The 14,929-nt window shown below is 67.7% G+C and carries 14 protein-coding genes and 1 tRNA gene; 11 read left to right on the top strand and 4 right to left on the bottom strand.

Features of this window, described 5'->3' with window-relative positions; genetic code table 11:
* Positions 1-215: 215 nt before the first annotated feature.
* Positions 216-1,640 carry a type I glutamate--ammonia ligase gene (gene glnA / locus HNR11_RS10875; RefSeq protein WP_058889266.1) on the top strand — a complete coding sequence of 475 codons (1,425 nt, stop codon included), beginning with the start codon at positions 216-218 and terminating at the stop codon, positions 1,638-1,640.
* A 126-nt stretch (positions 1,641-1,766) separates the two neighbouring features.
* Here glnA (HNR11_RS10875) and HNR11_RS10870 read toward each other — a convergent pair whose 3' ends face one another.
* Positions 1,767-2,198 carry a VOC family protein gene (locus HNR11_RS10870; protein WP_179442274.1) on the bottom strand — a complete coding sequence of 144 codons (432 nt, stop codon included), beginning with the start codon at positions 2,196-2,198 and terminating at the stop codon, positions 1,767-1,769.
* Positions 2,199-2,257: 59 nt separating this feature from the next.
* Between HNR11_RS10870 and HNR11_RS10865 the strand changes: the two genes are divergently transcribed.
* From HNR11_RS10865 to HNR11_RS10855, 3 genes are all read left to right on the top strand, one after another.
* Entirely contained in the window at positions 2,258-2,689 is a 432-nt protein-coding gene (locus HNR11_RS10865; RefSeq protein WP_179442273.1) for a hypothetical protein, read from the top strand.
* A 29-nt stretch (positions 2,690-2,718) separates the two neighbouring features.
* Entirely contained in the window at positions 2,719-3,765 is a 1,047-nt protein-coding gene (locus HNR11_RS10860; RefSeq protein WP_179442272.1) for an LLM class flavin-dependent oxidoreductase, read from the top strand.
* A 118-nt stretch (positions 3,766-3,883) separates the two neighbouring features.
* Positions 3,884-4,564 carry a type 1 glutamine amidotransferase domain-containing protein gene (locus HNR11_RS10855; protein WP_179442271.1) on the top strand — a complete coding sequence of 227 codons (681 nt, stop codon included), beginning with the start codon at positions 3,884-3,886 and terminating at the stop codon, positions 4,562-4,564.
* 94 nt (positions 4,565-4,658) lie between these two features.
* On the opposite strand, the gene HNR11_RS10850 is transcribed toward HNR11_RS10855, so the two are convergent.
* Positions 4,659-7,775, bottom strand: a complete 3,117-nt coding sequence (locus HNR11_RS10850; protein ID WP_343050656.1) for a bifunctional [glutamine synthetase] adenylyltransferase/[glutamine synthetase]-adenylyl-L-tyrosine phosphorylase — start codon at positions 7,773-7,775, stop codon at positions 4,659-4,661.
* Between the two features lie 2 nt (positions 7,776-7,777).
* Positions 7,778-9,118, bottom strand: coding sequence for a type I glutamate--ammonia ligase (glnA, locus tag HNR11_RS10845; protein WP_058889273.1), 1,341 nt, complete (start codon positions 9,116-9,118; stop codon positions 7,778-7,780).
* Between the two features lie 140 nt (positions 9,119-9,258).
* Here glnA (HNR11_RS10845) and panB point away from each other — a divergent pair, with 140 nt between their 5' ends.
* Positions 9,259-10,077 (top strand): 3-methyl-2-oxobutanoate hydroxymethyltransferase, encoded by an 819-nt coding sequence (panB, locus tag HNR11_RS10840; RefSeq protein ID WP_179442269.1) that lies wholly within the window; start codon positions 9,259-9,261, stop codon positions 10,075-10,077.
* A gap of 18 nt (positions 10,078-10,095) precedes the next feature.
* Here panB and HNR11_RS10835 read toward each other — a convergent pair whose 3' ends face one another.
* Complete coding sequence (locus HNR11_RS10835) at positions 10,096-10,308, bottom strand: SPOR domain-containing protein (RefSeq protein WP_179442268.1); 213 nt, start codon at positions 10,306-10,308, stop codon at positions 10,096-10,098.
* Between the two features lie 60 nt (positions 10,309-10,368).
* Here HNR11_RS10835 and HNR11_RS10830 point away from each other — a divergent pair, with 60 nt between their 5' ends.
* The 6 genes from HNR11_RS10830 (at position 10,369) to HNR11_RS10805 (ending at position 14,798) form a co-directional block, all read left to right on the top strand.
* Positions 10,369-11,604, top strand: a complete 1,236-nt coding sequence (locus tag HNR11_RS10830; protein WP_179442267.1) for an MFS transporter — start codon at positions 10,369-10,371, stop codon at positions 11,602-11,604.
* Between the two features lie 35 nt (positions 11,605-11,639).
* A complete protein-coding gene (map, locus tag HNR11_RS10825) occupies positions 11,640-12,542 on the top strand; it encodes a type I methionyl aminopeptidase (protein WP_179442266.1) in 903 nt (300 codons plus the stop codon).
* Positions 12,543-12,583: 41 nt separating this feature from the next.
* Positions 12,584-13,447 (top strand): polyphosphate--glucose phosphotransferase, encoded by an 864-nt coding sequence (gene ppgK / locus HNR11_RS10820; protein WP_083504956.1) that lies wholly within the window; start codon positions 12,584-12,586, stop codon positions 13,445-13,447.
* Between the two features lie 67 nt (positions 13,448-13,514).
* Positions 13,515-13,590 (top strand) — tRNA-Val (locus HNR11_RS10815).
* 117 nt (positions 13,591-13,707) lie between these two features.
* Complete coding sequence (locus HNR11_RS10810; RefSeq protein WP_179442265.1) at positions 13,708-14,361, top strand: hypothetical protein; 654 nt, start codon at positions 13,708-13,710, stop codon at positions 14,359-14,361.
* Between the two features lie 35 nt (positions 14,362-14,396).
* Complete coding sequence (locus HNR11_RS10805; RefSeq protein ID WP_179442264.1) at positions 14,397-14,798, top strand: DoxX family protein; 402 nt, start codon at positions 14,397-14,399, stop codon at positions 14,796-14,798.
* The last annotated feature ends 131 nt before the right edge of the window (positions 14,799-14,929 follow it).

Below are 14,929 nucleotides of genomic sequence, written 5' to 3'. Positions count from 1 at the left end.
GAGAGGGTGATGTAGAGCATGTGGCCGCGCGAGCACGGCCCCGGTCAGTCTATTCTCCCGACCGGAGCGGCCTCGCCACCGGCCCATGAGCAACTTAAGTTACATGACGGAAACATTTGCGTGATGGCCGGGAAATGCCCGGACCATAGCGTGGAGCAGAGCGTTCACCACTGTTACGCGCGCAAGCCCAGACACCTGACGAGGAGCACGGACGTATGTTCACAAGCCCTGATGAAGTTCTGAAGTTCATCGAGAAAGAGGAGGTCGTGTTCGTCGACGTTCGCTTCACCGACCTCCCCGGCCTTCAGCACCACTTCAATGTTCCGGCCAAGACCGTCGACCTCGACTTCTTCGAGAACGGACAGCTCTTCGACGGCTCTTCGATCCGCGGATTCCAGGGCATCGCCGAGTCTGACATGCAGCTCATCCCGGATGTGGCCACCGCCTACATCGATGAGTACCGCGTGGAGAAGACCCTGGTGATGACGTTCTCGATCGTGAACCCGCGCACCGGGGAGCCCTACGCCCGCGATCCGCGCGGCGTGGCGCAGAAGGCCGAGGAGTACCTGGAAGCCTCAGGCATCGCCGACACCGCCTTCTTCGCTCCCGAGGCTGAGTTCTTCCTCTTCGACGACGTGAAGTGGCAGTCCAGCCCGGACGCCTCCTTCTACTCACTGGATTCCGACGAGGCCTCCTGGCAGTCCGCCGAGGAGATCCCCGGCGGCAACCTGGGCCACAAGATGGCCACCAAGGGCGGCTACTTCCCGGTCAGCCCGCAGGACAAGAGCGCCGATCTGCGCGACGCGATCTGTGTGGCTCTGGACGCGGTCGGCCTCGAGGTCGAGCGCTCCCACCATGAGGTCGGCGGCCCCGGTCAGCAGGAGATCAACTACAAGTTCAACACGCTGACCCACGCAGCCGATGACCTGATGAAGTTCAAGTACATCGTGAAGAACACCGCGGACCAGTTCGGCAAGTCGGCCACCTTCATGCCGAAGCCGATCTTCGGCGAGAACGGCTCCGGCATGCACTGCCACCAGTCGCTCTGGACCGATGGCAAGCCGCTGTTCTTCGATGAGAAGGGCTACGCGAACCTCTCTGACACCGCTCGCTGGTACATCGGTGGCCTGCTCAAGCACGCCTCGGCCGTGCTGGCCTTCACCAACCCGACGGTGAACTCCTATAAGCGTCTGGTCAAGGGCTATGAGGCCCCGGTCAACATGGTGTACTCGCAGGGCAACCGCTCCGCGGCGATCCGCATCCCGATCACCGGTGCCAACCCGAAGGCCAAGCGTCTGGAGTTCCGCGCACCGGATCCCTCCTCGAACCCCTACCTCGCCTTCGCCGCGCAGCTGATGGCAGGTCTGGACGGCATCCGGAACCGGATCGAGCCTGCCGACCCGGTGGACAAGGATCTCTACGAGCTTCCCGCCGAAGAGCTCGCCGACATCCAGAAGGCACCGGGCTCCCTGGAGGAGGCGCTGCTGGCACTCGAAGGTGACTACGAGTTCCTGCTCGAGGGCGGCGTCTTCACCGAGGATCTGGTCAAGGCCTGGATCGAGTACAAGCGTGAAGAAGAGATCGCCCCGCTGAACCTGCGGCTGAACCCCTACGAGTTCGAGCTGTACTACTCGGTCTGATCTCGCGTCACGTCTGAGACAGAGCAGCGGCCCCGCACCAGTGATTGGTGCGGGGCCGCTGTCATGTCCGGGACATCTACGCCCAGACGGCCTGCCCTGCGATGGTGTCTTTCACCGCCGCGGAGCTCAGCCCAGGGGCGCGGTGAGCTCCAGGTTGATGCCGTCCGGGTCCTGGAAGGAGAGGATCGCCAGCCCGGAGTCGCTGAGATCGTTGATCTCCCCGTGCTCGATTCCGGCTTCGGCCAGCGCCTGCGCTGCGTCCTGCAGCGCACCCCGGGAGTCCACCGCGAAGCTCACGTGGTCCAGCCCAGTGGTGTCCGGGTTGAATCCGGTCTCGCCCACGGGCCGCAGACCCACCAGCGTCCCCTGCGGAGTCTGGTAGATCACGCCGCCGTAGAACTGCTCCTGGGAGGCGCGTACCGAGGGGTCATCGGCCTGGGCCGAGGTGTCCACCACGGCGGGCCAGCCGAAGACTTCGTCGTAGAACGCCTTCGACCGGGCGATATCGGTGACCGTGAGCCGGACGTGTGCCAATCCATTGCTGTTGATGAGAGCCATCACCTCACCGTAGCCGGTAGACCCTTACCTGACCACCCGATGCTGAATAAACTGCGCTCATGACCCGGATAGGACCGCTGGATGTGGTCGACGTGTTCGTGTACACCGTGGTGCTGGGGCTCTTCGTGCAGTTCTTTCCCGAGGTCATCTCGGAGTCGTTTCTGATCACGCTGCTGACCGCGGTGCTGCTGAAGCTGGTGCTGGAACTGGTGACCTGGGTGAAGAAGTCGCTGCTGGCCCGGCGTCGGGCGCGCCGCGGAGTCCGGCGCGGTCTCAACCTCGCGATGCTGATCCTGGTGCTGCCCGGCAGCAAGCTCCTGGTCCTGGAGCTGACCGCGCTGGTCTTCCGAGGTGAGGTCCAGCTCGGCGGCTTCTTCCTGGTGACCGGGCTGATCCTGGTGCTGATGTTGGCCCGTAGGGGCACGCGCCGGCTCTTCCGCTCCTCGCCGGTCGCGGCGGATGCCGCACCGGCGCGCCGGGCTGCGGAATGAGAACGGCCGCATGGGCTGTTGCACTGGGTATGGCCAACACCGCTTCGCGCCCCCTCTCCCTGCTTGACCTGGCTTTCGTGCGCCCGCCGGAGACCGTCGCCGATGGCATCGCACGCAGCGTCCGGCTCGCCAAGACCGCTGACGCCCTGGGATACACCCGCATCTGGTTCGCCGAGCACCACAACATGCCCAATATCGCCTCCAGCGCCACCGCCCTGCTGATCCAGCACGTCGCCGCGGCCACCGAGAATGTGCGTGTGGGCTCGGGCGGCATCATGCTGCCCAATCACGCCCCACTGATGATCGCCGAACAGTTCGGCACCCTGGAGACGCTCTACCCGGGACGGATCGACCTGGGGCTGGGCCGCGCCCCGGGCACCGACGGCGCCACGATGCGCGCCCTGCGCCGGGACGGCACCGAGGCCGATCGCTTCCAGTCCGACGTGATGGAGCTCAGCGGCTACCTCACCGGATACAGCCGGATCCCCGGGGTCAACGCCTACCCCGGTCGGGGCACCGAGGTGCCGCTCTACATCCTGGGGTCATCGCTGTTCGGAGCGCAGCTCGCCGCGCAGCTGGGTCTGCCCTACGCCTTCGCCTCGCACTTCGCCCCACAGATGCTCAACCAGGCCGCCCACGTCTACCGTGAGCACTTCGACGCCAGCAACTCATTGCAGGGCCCGGGCGCGAAGCCGCACTTCATCGCCGCGGCCAATGTCATCGCCCATGACGACGCTGAGACCGCGCAGGCGCAGAAGACCCTGGCGGAGAACGCCTGGATCAAGAACCACCTGGGCCGGAACCGTCAGATCACCGACGAGGATGTGGTGATCCTGCGCGATCACCCCGCCGGCCAGCAGGTGCTGAGCATGCTCTCCCGCGCCGCCGTGGGCACCCAGGAGGAGGTGGTCTCCTGGCTGGACGCCTTCGCCGAGGAGGTCCAGGCCGATGAGCTGATGCTGGTCAACCTGGCACCCGAGGAGTCCGTGCAGCACCGCACCCTGGAGCTGCTGGCCCCCAGCATGGCCGATCCCCAGACTGCCGACGCCGCATCTGCGGCCGCGCAGCTGGCCTGAGCGCGCTACACCCCTCGCCACACCCAGCCACCCCTGACGCGGCAACCACGCCCGTGACCGCCCCCAAGACCGGCGTTCCGTTCCATGCCCGAAAATGACCAACAGCAAGGAGATTCCCATGAAGGTCCTGATCGTTCTCACCTCCCACGACGAGCTCGGTGACACCGGCAAGAAGACCGGCTTCTGGCTCGAAGAGCTGGCCGCGCCGTACTACCGCTTCCAGGAGGCCGGCTACGAGATCACCCTGGCCTCCCCGCAGGGTGGACAGCCGCCGCTGGACCCGGCGAGCAACCAGCCCGACTTCCAGACCGAGGACACCCATCGGTTCGAGGACGACGCCGAGGCCACTGCCGCGCTGGCAGAGACCGTGCGCCTGGACTCGGTCTCCGTGGAGGACTTCGACACTGTCTTCTACCCCGGCGGCCATGGCCCGCTGTGGGACCTGGCCGAGGACTCCACCTCGATCCGGCTGATCGAGTCCACGCTGCGCGCCGGCAAGCCGCTGGGGCTGGTCTGCCACGCCCCCGGTGCGCTGCGCCACGCCAAGAACGAGGACGGCACTCCCCTGGTGAACGGCAAGCTGGTCACCGGTTTCACCAACACCGAGGAGGCCGGGGTGGACCTGGTCGACGTCGTGCCGTTCCTGGTCCAGGATGAGCTCAGCAAGCTCGGCGGCAGGTACTCCAAGGGAGAGGACTGGAGCTCCTACGTGGTCGAGGATGGACTGCTGATCACCGGGCAGAACCCGCAGTCCTCCGCGGAGACCGCTCAGGCGCTGATCGCCAAGCTCTCCGCATGATCTCTGCTGTGGCGCCCACCTTCGGGCGGGTGCCACAGCGCAGCCCGACACGCACCGAGCAGAAGCTCAGCACATGCTCGGTGCGTCCCTGGCCTCAGGCCTCGTCGTAGAACAGCCGCTCGTAGACCTGTCGGCAGCGCCTCGTGGTGCGCAGGTAGTGGTCCTCGAAATCGGCGCTGCCCCCGGAGGGGAACCCGCACCAGCGGGCCACCGCGTCGAGGTCCCGGCGTGCCGAGGGCAGCACATCGGCGGTCTTCCCGCTCCACACCGTGGTGGCAGAGCGGACCCGGGTGCAGAGCTTCCACGCCTCGCTGAGCTGTTCCGCGTCGAGCGGGCTGATCAGCTCCTCATCGACCATCGCGTCCAGCGCCAGCAGCGTGGAGCTGGTGCGCAGCCGCGGCATCTGGTGGGCGTGCTGGAGCTGGAAGAGCTGCACCAGCCACTCCACGTCACTGAGCCCACCGCGGCCCAGCTTCACATGCCGGGACGGGTCGGCCCCGCGGGGCAGCCGCTCGGATTCCACCCGGGCCTTGATCCGGCGGATCTCACGGATCTGCGAGGAGCTCGGCGGGGCCCCGTAGCGCACCGTGTCGGCGAGCTCCATGAACCCGGCCAGCAGGTCGTCGTCGCCGCCGATCGGGCGGGCGCGCAGCAGGGCCTGCCGCTCCCAGACGTCCATCCATCGCCGGTAGTACTCGGTGTAGGACTCCAGAGACCGGGAGAGCGGACCCTGTTTGCCCTCAGGGCGAAGATCGGCGTCGAGCTTGAGCGGGAACTCACCGCGGATCGCGGGTTTCAGCGGCTTGGAGAGCTGCGCGCTGACCCGCATGGCCAGCTTCTGTGCCTGGGCGTCGGTGCGGGTCGGGTCTCCGCCCTCGGCGACGTCGTGGACGAACATCGCGTCCATATCAGAGCCGTAGCCGATCTCCCGGCCCCCTTGGCGACCCATCGCTATCACCGCGAGGTCGGCGTGCCGACCCTCGGCCGTCCAGACCTCGGATTCGGCCACGCGCATCGCGCCCAGGGTGGCGGCGCGGTCCACATCGGAGAGTGCGGTGCCGACCTCCGAGATCTCCAGCAGGCCCACGGCGTCGCCGATCGCCACCCGCAGGGTCTCACGCTGGCGCACCAGTCGGGTCAGTCGCATCGCGGCTTCAAGATCGTTCCGGTGCCGGGCGATCTTGTTCCCGATCTCCTTCCACAATGCGTCAAAGCTGCGCGGCACCAGCGCGGAGTTGTCCCCGAGCCATCGGGTGGACTCCGGGGAGTGCTCAAGCATGTCCGCGATGAACCGGGAGCCGGAGAGCACCAGGCAGAGCCGCTCCGCCGCCACCGAGGAATCGCGCAGCATGGTCAGATACCAGGGGCTCTGCCCCAGCGACTCGCTGAGCCGCCGGAAGGCGAGCAGCCCGCCGTCGGGGTCCACGCCTTCGCCGAACCAACCGAGCATCACCGGCAGGATGTGCCGCTGCAGCTTCGACCGGCGGGACACGCCCCCGGTCAGCGCGGAGATGTGCCGCATGGCGCCGGCCGGGTCGTGGTAGCCCAGCGCGGCCAGGCGATCCTGCGCCGCCTTCGCGGTGAGCCGGACCTCGTCGTCGGAGAGCACCGCGGTGGTGGAGAGCAGCGGGCGGTAGAAGATCCGTTCGTGGAAGCTCGCGACCTCCCGGGCGACCTCTCGCCACTGGCTGAGCACCTCGTCCCCCGCCGGACGACGACGCCGGTTCGGTGGCTTCACGGCGTGGGCCAGCGCGCGGATCTCATCGGTCTTCACCGGCATCAGGTGGGTCCGTCGCATGCTGCTCATCTGGATCCGGTGCTCGTAGAGGCGCAGCAGCCGGTAGCACCGGGACATCGCGTCGCGGTCCGCGCGTGCCACGTACTCCCCGGCCTCGAGCATCTCGATGGCCGAGAGTGAGTCGCGCACCCGCAGGGACTCGTCGACCCGTCCGTGGACCAGCTGCAGCAGCTGCACGGTGAACTCGATGTCTCGCAGCCCGCCGCGCCCGAGCTTGATCTCTCGGTCCACTTCGTCAGCGGGAATGTTCTCGAAGACCCTCCGGCGCATCCGCTGCACATTCTCGACGAAGTTCTCCTGCGCCGAGGAGGTCCAGACCTGCGGCCAGATCGCCTGGATGTAGTCCGCACCCAGGCTGCGGCTGCCTGCGATGGGGCGGGCCTTGAGCAGCGCCTGGAACTCCCAGCCGTGGGCCCAGCGCTTGTAGTACTCCAGGTGGGATTCCAGGGTGCGGGAGAGGTCTCCGTCGCGGCCCTCGGGGCGCAGGTTCGCGTCCACCTCCCAGAGTCCGGGCTCCGGACCTGCACCATTGATGACCTTGGAGATCCCGGAGGCCATCGCCACCGCGGTGTTTCGCGCGGCGGCGGAATCCACCTCTGCGCCGGCGCGGTGCACGAAGATCACGTCCACGTCGGAGATGTAGTTCAGCTCGCGGGCACCGCATTTGCCCATCCCGATCACGGCGAGCTCCACGGTCTCTGCGGTGCGCCCGTTGCGTTCGGTGAGCTCGGCGCGGCTGACCGCCAGCGCGGCATCGATGGCTGCGGCGGCGAGGTCCGAGAGCTGCCGGGAGACCAGCGGCTGGTAGTTCGCGGGGTCTGCCGCGCTGAGGTCGCGCAGGGCGAGGGCGGCCAGTTCGCGCCGGTAGGCCCGGCGCAGCGCGACGCCGGCGTCCTTAGCCGTGAACTCCGGGCCCAGTGCCGCAGTGGGCGGTTCCGCCGCGGCGTCGGCGTGCACCGCCTGCATCAGTCGGGATCGCAGCACCTCGGGTTCGGTGACCTCCGGGGCGTCGAGGGCTGCGGCGTCATCGGGGGCGTGGTTGTGCTGGTGCTGATCCCGCTCGGACTCCAAAGCGTCGGCCACGGAGAACACCAGATCGCAGTTCTCCGGGCGCCGGACCAGGAATTCGCCCAGCGCCTGGGACGCCCCGAGCAGCCTCAGCAGCGGGACCGCGCGCAGATAGACCCCGTCGGTGACCACCTGGAAGAGGTCACAGACCTCCCCGGCACGTTCCACCAGCCGGATGAGCAGCAGCAGCGCCTGATCCGGATTCGGCGCGTAGTGCAGGGTCCGCAGCAGGACCGCCGGGTCCAGGCCGGCGAGCTGCTCGTCGGCGAGGAAACCCGATGCCCGATCCAGCTCCTGGAAGCCAGCGGAGATCAGTTCTCGGCGGGTCGGTGCGACGGCGTCCACGATCAGATCAGGCCGAGGTACCGTTTGATCTCGAAGGGCGAGACGTTGACCCGGTACTCGTCCCATTCCTGCTGCTTATTGCGCAGGAAGTTCTCCAGGACCTGCTCGCCGAGGATCTCGGCCATCAGCTCGGAGTCCTCCATCTGGCGCAGCGCCTCGTGCAGGGTCCCCGGCAGCGGTTTGATGCCCAGGGCCTTGCGCTCGGAGGTGGTCAGCGACCAGACGTCCTCGCCGACCGGCTCCATCAGCTCGTAGCCCTCGCGGATGCCCTTCAGGCCAGCCCCGAGCACCGCGGCGTAGGCCAGGTAGGGGTTCGCCCCGGAGTCGATGCCGCGGAACTCCACCCGTGCAGAGCCGCCCTTGGTCGGCTTGTACAGCGGCACCCGGACCAGCGCGGAGCGGTTGTTGTGGCCCCAGGAGACATGCGAGGGAGCCTCTCCCCCGCCCCAGAGCCGCTTATAGGAGTTGACGAACTGGTTGGTCACCGCGGTGAACTCGGGGGCGTGGCGCAGCACTCCGGCGATGAACTGCCGGGCGGTGGTGGAGAGGTTGTATTCGGTGTTCGGCGCGAAGAAGGCGTTGGTGTCCCCCTCGAAGAGCCCGAAGTGGGTGTGCATGCCTGAGCCGGGGTGCTCGGAGAACGGCTTGGGCATGAAGCTGGCGTACTTGCCCTGCATGATCGCGACCTCTTTGATCACGGTGCGGAAGGTCATGATGTTGTCCGCAGTGGTCAGCGCGTCGGCATAGCGCAGGTCGATCTCGTTCTGGCCCGGCCCGGCCTCATGGTGGCTGAACTCTACGGAGATCCCCACCGCTTCGAGCATGTTCACCGTGTGGCGGCGGAAGTCCTGGCTGACGCTTCCGGTGACGTGATCGAAGTATCCGGCCCGGTCCACCGGGATCGGGGCGCCGTCGGCGTCGAGGTCCTGAGATTCGAGCACATAGAACTCGATCTCCGGGTGGGTGTAGCAGGTGAAGCCCATCTCCCCGGCCACATCGAGCTGCCGGCGCAGCACGTTGCGCGGGTCCCCGGCAGCCGGTTCCTGGTCCGGGGTCAGGATGTCGCAGAACATCCGGGAGGTGGGTTCCTCCTCCCCGCGCCAGGGCAGGATCTGGAAGGAGGACGGGTCCGGCTTCAGGAGCATGTCTGATTCGAAGACCCGGGAGAGTCCTTCGATCGAGGATCCGTCGAAGCCCAGGCCCTCGTTGAAGACCCCTTCGACCTCAGCCGGAGCCAGGGCGACAGACTTCAATGAGCCCACCACATCGGTGAACCACAGGCGCACGAAGCGGACGTCGCGCTCCTCGATGGTGCGCAGTACGAATTCCTGCTGTCGATCCATGCGTTGAAGCCTCCTGAAATGCAGTGGGTGTCGCCGGGACCACTCTACCCAACTCCCTTCCAGCCCATAGTGCCGCTGTCAGGTCCGGGACGCAGCCAGCTGGGGGGCAGGGTCGGTCCGCGATTGGGTAGCCTGATCACATGTCAGAGCCGATCAGCCCGAAACGGGTCCGCACCGTGCACCTTCAGCAGTTCAAGGATGCCGGCCAGAAATTCTCCATGTTGACCGCCTACGACGCCGAGATCGCGTCCATCTTCGACGAAGCCGGGATTGAGCTGCTGCTGGTGGGCGACTCCGCCTCCAGCGTGATGATGGGCCACTCCTCCACGCTGCCGATCACCACCGAAGAGATGCTGGTCTTCACCAAGTCGGTGGTCAACGGTGCCAACCGTGCACTGGTGGTCGCGGATCTTCCCTTCGGAAGCTACGAGGGCTCCCCTGCCCAGGCCGTGGCCACCGGGGTGCGCTTCATGAAGGAGGCCGGCGCCCAGGCGGTGAAGATCGAAGGTGGCGCGGCGATGGCCGATCACGTCCACGCCCTGGTCTCCGCCGGCATTCCGGTGATCGCCCATATCGGCTTCACCCCGCAGGCCGAGCACGCCCTCGGCGGTTACCGGGTGCAGGGACGCGGTGAGAGCGCGCAGGCGCTGATCGATGACGCCTTGGCCCTGGAGGCGGCGGGGGCGTTCTGCGTGCTGATGGAGATGGTCCCCGCAGAGCTGGCCACCCAGGTGGACCGGGCGCTGCGTGTGCCGACCATCGGCATCGGCGCCGGCAACGGCACCACCGGTCAGGTGCTGGTCTGGCAGGACATGCTGGGTCTGGGCTCCGGGCGGGTGCCGCGCTTCGTGAAGCAGTACGCGAACCTGCGGGAGGTGGTCTCGCAGGCGGCTGCGCAGTACCGCAGCGATGTCAGCGCCGGGAGCTTCCCGGCACCGGAGCACACCTTCGAAGGTTAGCGCGGCGCTGCGCCAGGATCAGCGGGTGGGCTTGCGCGCGTGTCCGCCGTCGTCGTCCCAATGCTCGCTGGAGTCCTCATCCTCCCAGGCCTCGTTGTTCTCCTTGACCCGCTTGAGCGCCTCTGAGGCGGCTTCGCGGGTGGGGTACGGGCCCAGCAGCTGACTCCAGGAGGACTGGGCGCCCTCCTCGACCTGCCCGGTGCGAACGTTGAACCAATATTCGGTGCTCATGGCCTCAGAATACGCCCCGGGCCGTCCTCAGGTCAGTCTCGCCGTGGGAAACTGCTAGCCATGCACTCAAGCGGATCACCCTCGCCCTCACCTGGAGCTGCCCCGGGTCGGGGACGACGGCGCGAGGCTCCGTCGCTGCGGCGCAGCCGATTGGCCACCATGGCCGCCTTCGCCACCAACGGGGCCCTTCCCGCCTCGCTGCTGGCCCGCTATGCGGAGGTCAAGGACGCGCTGGGCCTGAGTCCAGCGGTCTTCGGCCTGGTCGTGGTGGGCTTCGGTCTGGGTGGGGCACTGGCGCTGCACATGCCCGGAGTCCTCAACCGGTGGCTGGGGGTGGCGCGCACCGCGAGCCTGGGCACGCTCTGGATGGGTGCCGCACTGACCCTGGCCGCGGCAGGCGTCGCCCTGGGCAGTCCGTGGCTGGTCGTCGCTGGACTGCTGCTCACCGGGTTCGGCGATGCCGCGGTGGACGTGGCGCAGAATTCTCAGGGGCTGCGGGTCCAGGCGGCGTATCGACGTTCGCTGTTGAACTCGATGCACGCCGGGTGGAGCATCGGCGCGGCCCTGGGCGGCGCCGTCGGTACCCTCGCCGCGGTGCTCGGAGTGCCCCTGGTGACCCATATGGCGGTCTGGGCAGCGCTCTGCGTGCTGGCGATGACCTGCTCAGCGCGGGCCTTCCTGCCCGAACCCGAGGCCGAGCCGGTGGATGCTGAGACCCCGGCGAGGCCCTCAGGGTGGTCCACGGCGAGGATCCTGCTCCCGCTGGCGCTGATCGCGCTGGCCGGAATATCGGTGGAGGATGTCGGGAACAACTGGTCCGCCGTGCTGCTCTCCACCGAGCGCGGAATGGACCCGGCCTCGGCCGGGGTCGGCCTGACCGTGCTGCTCACCGCACAGTTCATCGGGCGGATGCTTGGTGATCGGGTGATCGACCGGCTCGGCGAGCGCACCGCGCTGATCCTGAGCCTGACCCTGGTGATCCTGGGCCTGCTCGGGGCTGCCTGGGCCCCCGGGGTCACGCTGACACTCATCGGCCTGGCGCTGGCCGGACTGGGCTGCGCAGTGACCGTCCCGCTCGCCTTCGCCCGGGCCGACCGGGTGCCCGGGCTGCCGGCGCACAGCGGGGTGACCTGGATCAGCTGGGCGATGCGCGCGGTGATGCTGAGCCTCTCCCCCGCCATCGGCGTGATGACCCAGGGCTCCTCGCTGCCGGTGGCGATCAGCGTGATCGTGGGCATCGCGGTGGTGGCGCTGGCGCTGCAGCTGCGGCCGCGCCCGGCGTCGAGACCGGGTTGAGACTGCCCCGGCGACTGACCGATAGGATGACTGCCATGCCTACCCCGCAGTCCGCTCCCCTGTCCTCCCGCGCCCCCGTGGGCACGCTCACCAAGGGCCGGGTCTCTCCCGAGCGTCCGGTCCCGGGCCACATCGAACGCCCCAACTATGTGGGACTCGAAGCGCCGCCGGAGTACACCGGTGAGGACGTCTACGACGCGGCCACGGTGCAGAAGATCCGCCGGGCAGCCCAGCTCGCAGCGGACGCGATGGTCGCGACCTCTGAGCTGATCCGGCCCGGGGTCACCACCGAGGAGCTCGACGCCTACGCTCACCAGTACCTGACCGAGCGCGGCGCCTACCCGTCCTGCCTGTCCTACCGCGGGTTCCCCAAGGCCATCTGCACCTCGGTCAACGAGGTCATCTGCCACGGAATCCCGGATTCCACCGTGCTCGCCGAGGGTGACATCGTGAACCTCGACATCACCGCCTACATCGACGGGGTGCACGGAGACCACAACCGGACGTTCTTCGTCGGCGAGGTCGACGAGGAGTCGCGGCTGCTGGTGGAGCGCACCGAGGAAGCCATGATGCGCGGGATCCGGGCAGTGAAGCCGGGCCGTCCGATCAACGTGATCGGCCGCGCCATCGAGTCCTACGCGAAGCGCTTCGGCTATGGTGTGGTACGCGAGTTCATCGGCCACGGCGTGGGCAAGGCATTTCACACCGGCCTGGTGATCCCGCACTTCGACGCGGCACCGGACCATGCGCGCCTGCTGGAGCCGGGAATGGTGTTCACGATCGAACCGATGCTCACCCTGGGCACGCGCCACTGGGACATGTGGGAAGACGGCTGGACAGCCGTGACCCGCGACCGCAAGCGCACCGCGCAGTTCGAGCACACTCTGGTCGTCACCGATGACGGCGCCGAGATCCTCACGCTGCCCTCAGGCGCCTGAGTCCGGTCCCCTCCCCCACAGCACGGAGATACTGCACCACTATGAGCTCTTCTCACGAGCAGCCGCTGGCTGCCCAGGCCATCGGTTCCGCCAGCGAGACCATCGGCGATCTCCCCAAGCGGGCCATCGGCATCGACGTCGGCGGCACCGGGATCAAGGGCGGGATCGTCAACCTGCACAAGGGCAGCTTGAGCGGTGACCGCTTTCGGATCCCCACCCCGAAGCCGGCGACGCCGGAGGCGGTTGCCGACGTGATCGGAGAGATCCTCGACGAGCTGCTCAGCCGGGAGAAGGCCCCCGCGTTGGAGGAGCTCTCCGTGGGGGTGCTCTTCCCCGCGATCGTGGACAAGAACATCGTGCTCTCGGCGGCGAACATCGATGAGTCCTGGATCAACACCGACGCCGCGAAGCTGCTGCGCCACCTGCCAGGTCAGATCCACACCCTCAACGACGCTGACGGCGCCGGCCTGGCCGAGGCTCGCTACGGCGCGGGCAAGGGCCTGGAGGGCACAGTCATGACGATTACTTTGGGCACCGGGATCGGCTCCGCCCTGGTCCACGACGGCGTGCTGGTCCCCAACAGCGAGATGGGCCACCTGGAGTTCGAGGGCGAAGTGGCGGAGAAGAAGGCCTCTGCCGCTGCCCGGGAGCGCGCAGACATGCCATGGGATGAGTACGGTCAGCTGCTGAACCGATTCCTGAAGCACGTGGAGCGGCTGCAGTCCCCGGAGCTGTTCATCATCGGCGGAGGGATCTCCAAGCGCAGCGAGGACTTCCTCCCCGAGGTCAAGGACCTCCGGGCGAAAGTGGAGGTTGCGGCGCTGCAGAACAACGCCGGAATCGTCGGCGCGGCGCTGTACGCGGCCGAGCAGACCAGGCTGAACCAGGCGCGCGGGCGGTCCTGAGCGTCCCCGCCGGGTTGCTACACTTCTTGCTGCACCAGATCGCGCCATCACGGCTGGGTCTGGGCACGGGCCTTTAGCTCAGCTGGTAGAGCACCGCGTTTACACCGCGGTTGTCGTCGGTTCGATCCCGGCAGGGCCCACCATTCTCAGCACACCTGACCAGAGCCTCGATCGGAGCCCTGCGCCGCTAACAAACGGGCGGGCCGTCACCCGGTGATCGGGTCCTGGAGCTCGCTCGGCAGCCGGTCTATCCTGCCATCATGGCGTCCTCGTCGGAGAGCCCGGATGACCCGTCCCCCGCTGGCAACAGCAGTCCCGCCGTGATCCTCTGGTGGATCCCGGTGGGAGCAGGCGGGCACGTCGTCGTGCATACCAGCAGGTGCTGGGAATGGCTGCTGGCGCTGCGAGCACACAGGCGCCCCCGGCCCCTGTTCCATGCCGCGCTGGAGGTCTCGGACGGCGACCTCCAGTATGTGCTGGAGATGACTCCCGTGTGGGGGCAGCCGCCCGGACCGCGCGGGGTCATCGTCCGTGGGCCTGTGGGGCTGAGGTGGCTCGGTGCTTCCCGGTTCTTCCAGTACGAGGTTCGGTGCTGGGCGGGTGGCAGCATCCCTGACCGAGACTGGGCGGTCGGCCCGCCCGTGAGATTCCCGCTCACCTCTTCCGAGGTCCACGCGCTGATCACGCGGGTCCCTTTGGTTCCGCGGCTCACCTGGGGCCGGGATGCCTTCGGAATCGCAGACATGTGGAACTCCAACTCGCTGATCGCCTGGGTCCTGCAATCGAATGGAATCGACGCCCGCCGGCTCCTGCCACCGGGACGCGGGGATGCGCCGGGATGGCGAAGCGGCGTCGTCGCGGCGCTCTCCGACTCGGAGAGCCGACCTGGCGCTGACGCCAGGTCTGAGCCGTGAGCAGCGAGTGCGCGTGCTGAAGCTACCCTGTTCCTATGTCTTCGCATGCACGCACCACCGGCCGGATCTTTCTCGGCTCCGCTCTGACCTTCGCCGGGGTCTCGCATCTGGCCTGGGCTCGCAAGGAGTTCCGCGCCCAGGTGCCGGAATTCGTCCCGCTGGATCCCGACACCACCGTGCTGGCCTCGGGAGTGGCCGAGATCGGGCTGGGCACCGCGCTGTTGTTCTCGCGGAGGCACCGGCCGCTGGTCGGCAACGCCACCGGGGTATTCTTCGCCGCGGTGTTCCCCGGCAACATTGCGCAGTACCTGCACCAGCGAGACGGGTTCGGCCTGGACACTGATCGCAAGCGGCTGGTGCGGCTGTTCTTCCAGCCGGCACTGATCGGCCTGGCGGTATGGTCCACCCGCCGGGGAAACCCGCAGATCACCCTCTGACCTGCAGTTTCCTGGCATATCTTCTAGTCTGGTGAGACGACTGGACGAGCACCCTCAGGAAATTGGGCGAGAGGCTTCACCACTCGCCAGCGTGGTGGGCAAGTCCAGTGACAGGGCTCTTTCCAGGGGCA

It is taken from the genome of Nesterenkonia sandarakina (genome assembly GCF_013410215.1).
GTDB classification, from domain to species: domain Bacteria; phylum Actinomycetota; class Actinomycetes; order Actinomycetales; family Micrococcaceae; genus Nesterenkonia; species Nesterenkonia sandarakina.
Note: the sequence above shows the minus strand (reverse complement) of the source record. Positions and strands in the feature narration are given on the sequence as shown.

Excerpts from the sequence above, each read along its gene's own strand:
- HNR11_RS10860 (WP_179442272.1), top strand. The coding sequence starts at position 2,719 with ATGGCCAACACCGCTTCGCGCCCCCTCTCCCTGCTTGACCTGGCTTTC.
- HNR11_RS10830 (WP_179442267.1), top strand. The coding sequence starts at position 10,369 with ATGCACTCAAGCGGATCACCCTCGCCCTCACCTGGAGCTGCCCCGGGT.
- glnA (WP_058889266.1), top strand. The coding sequence starts at position 216 with ATGTTCACAAGCCCTGATGAAGTTCTGAAGTTCATCGAGAAAGAGGAG.
- map (WP_179442266.1), top strand. The coding sequence starts at position 11,640 with ATGCCTACCCCGCAGTCCGCTCCCCTGTCCTCCCGCGCCCCCGTGGGC.
- HNR11_RS10870 (WP_179442274.1), bottom strand. The coding sequence starts at position 2,198 with ATGGCTCTCATCAACAGCAATGGATTGGCACACGTCCGGCTCACGGTC.
- HNR11_RS10865 (WP_179442273.1), top strand. The coding sequence starts at position 2,258 with ATGACCCGGATAGGACCGCTGGATGTGGTCGACGTGTTCGTGTACACC.
- panB (WP_179442269.1), top strand. The coding sequence starts at position 9,259 with ATGTCAGAGCCGATCAGCCCGAAACGGGTCCGCACCGTGCACCTTCAG.
- HNR11_RS10835 (WP_179442268.1), bottom strand. The coding sequence starts at position 10,308 with ATGAGCACCGAATATTGGTTCAACGTTCGCACCGGGCAGGTCGAGGAG.
- HNR11_RS10855 (WP_179442271.1), top strand. The coding sequence starts at position 3,884 with ATGAAGGTCCTGATCGTTCTCACCTCCCACGACGAGCTCGGTGACACC.
- glnA (WP_058889273.1), bottom strand. The coding sequence starts at position 9,118 with ATGGATCGACAGCAGGAATTCGTACTGCGCACCATCGAGGAGCGCGAC.
- HNR11_RS10810 (WP_179442265.1), top strand. The coding sequence starts at position 13,708 with ATGGCGTCCTCGTCGGAGAGCCCGGATGACCCGTCCCCCGCTGGCAAC.
- HNR11_RS10805 (WP_179442264.1), top strand. The coding sequence starts at position 14,397 with ATGTCTTCGCATGCACGCACCACCGGCCGGATCTTTCTCGGCTCCGCT.
- ppgK (WP_083504956.1), top strand. The coding sequence starts at position 12,584 with ATGAGCTCTTCTCACGAGCAGCCGCTGGCTGCCCAGGCCATCGGTTCC.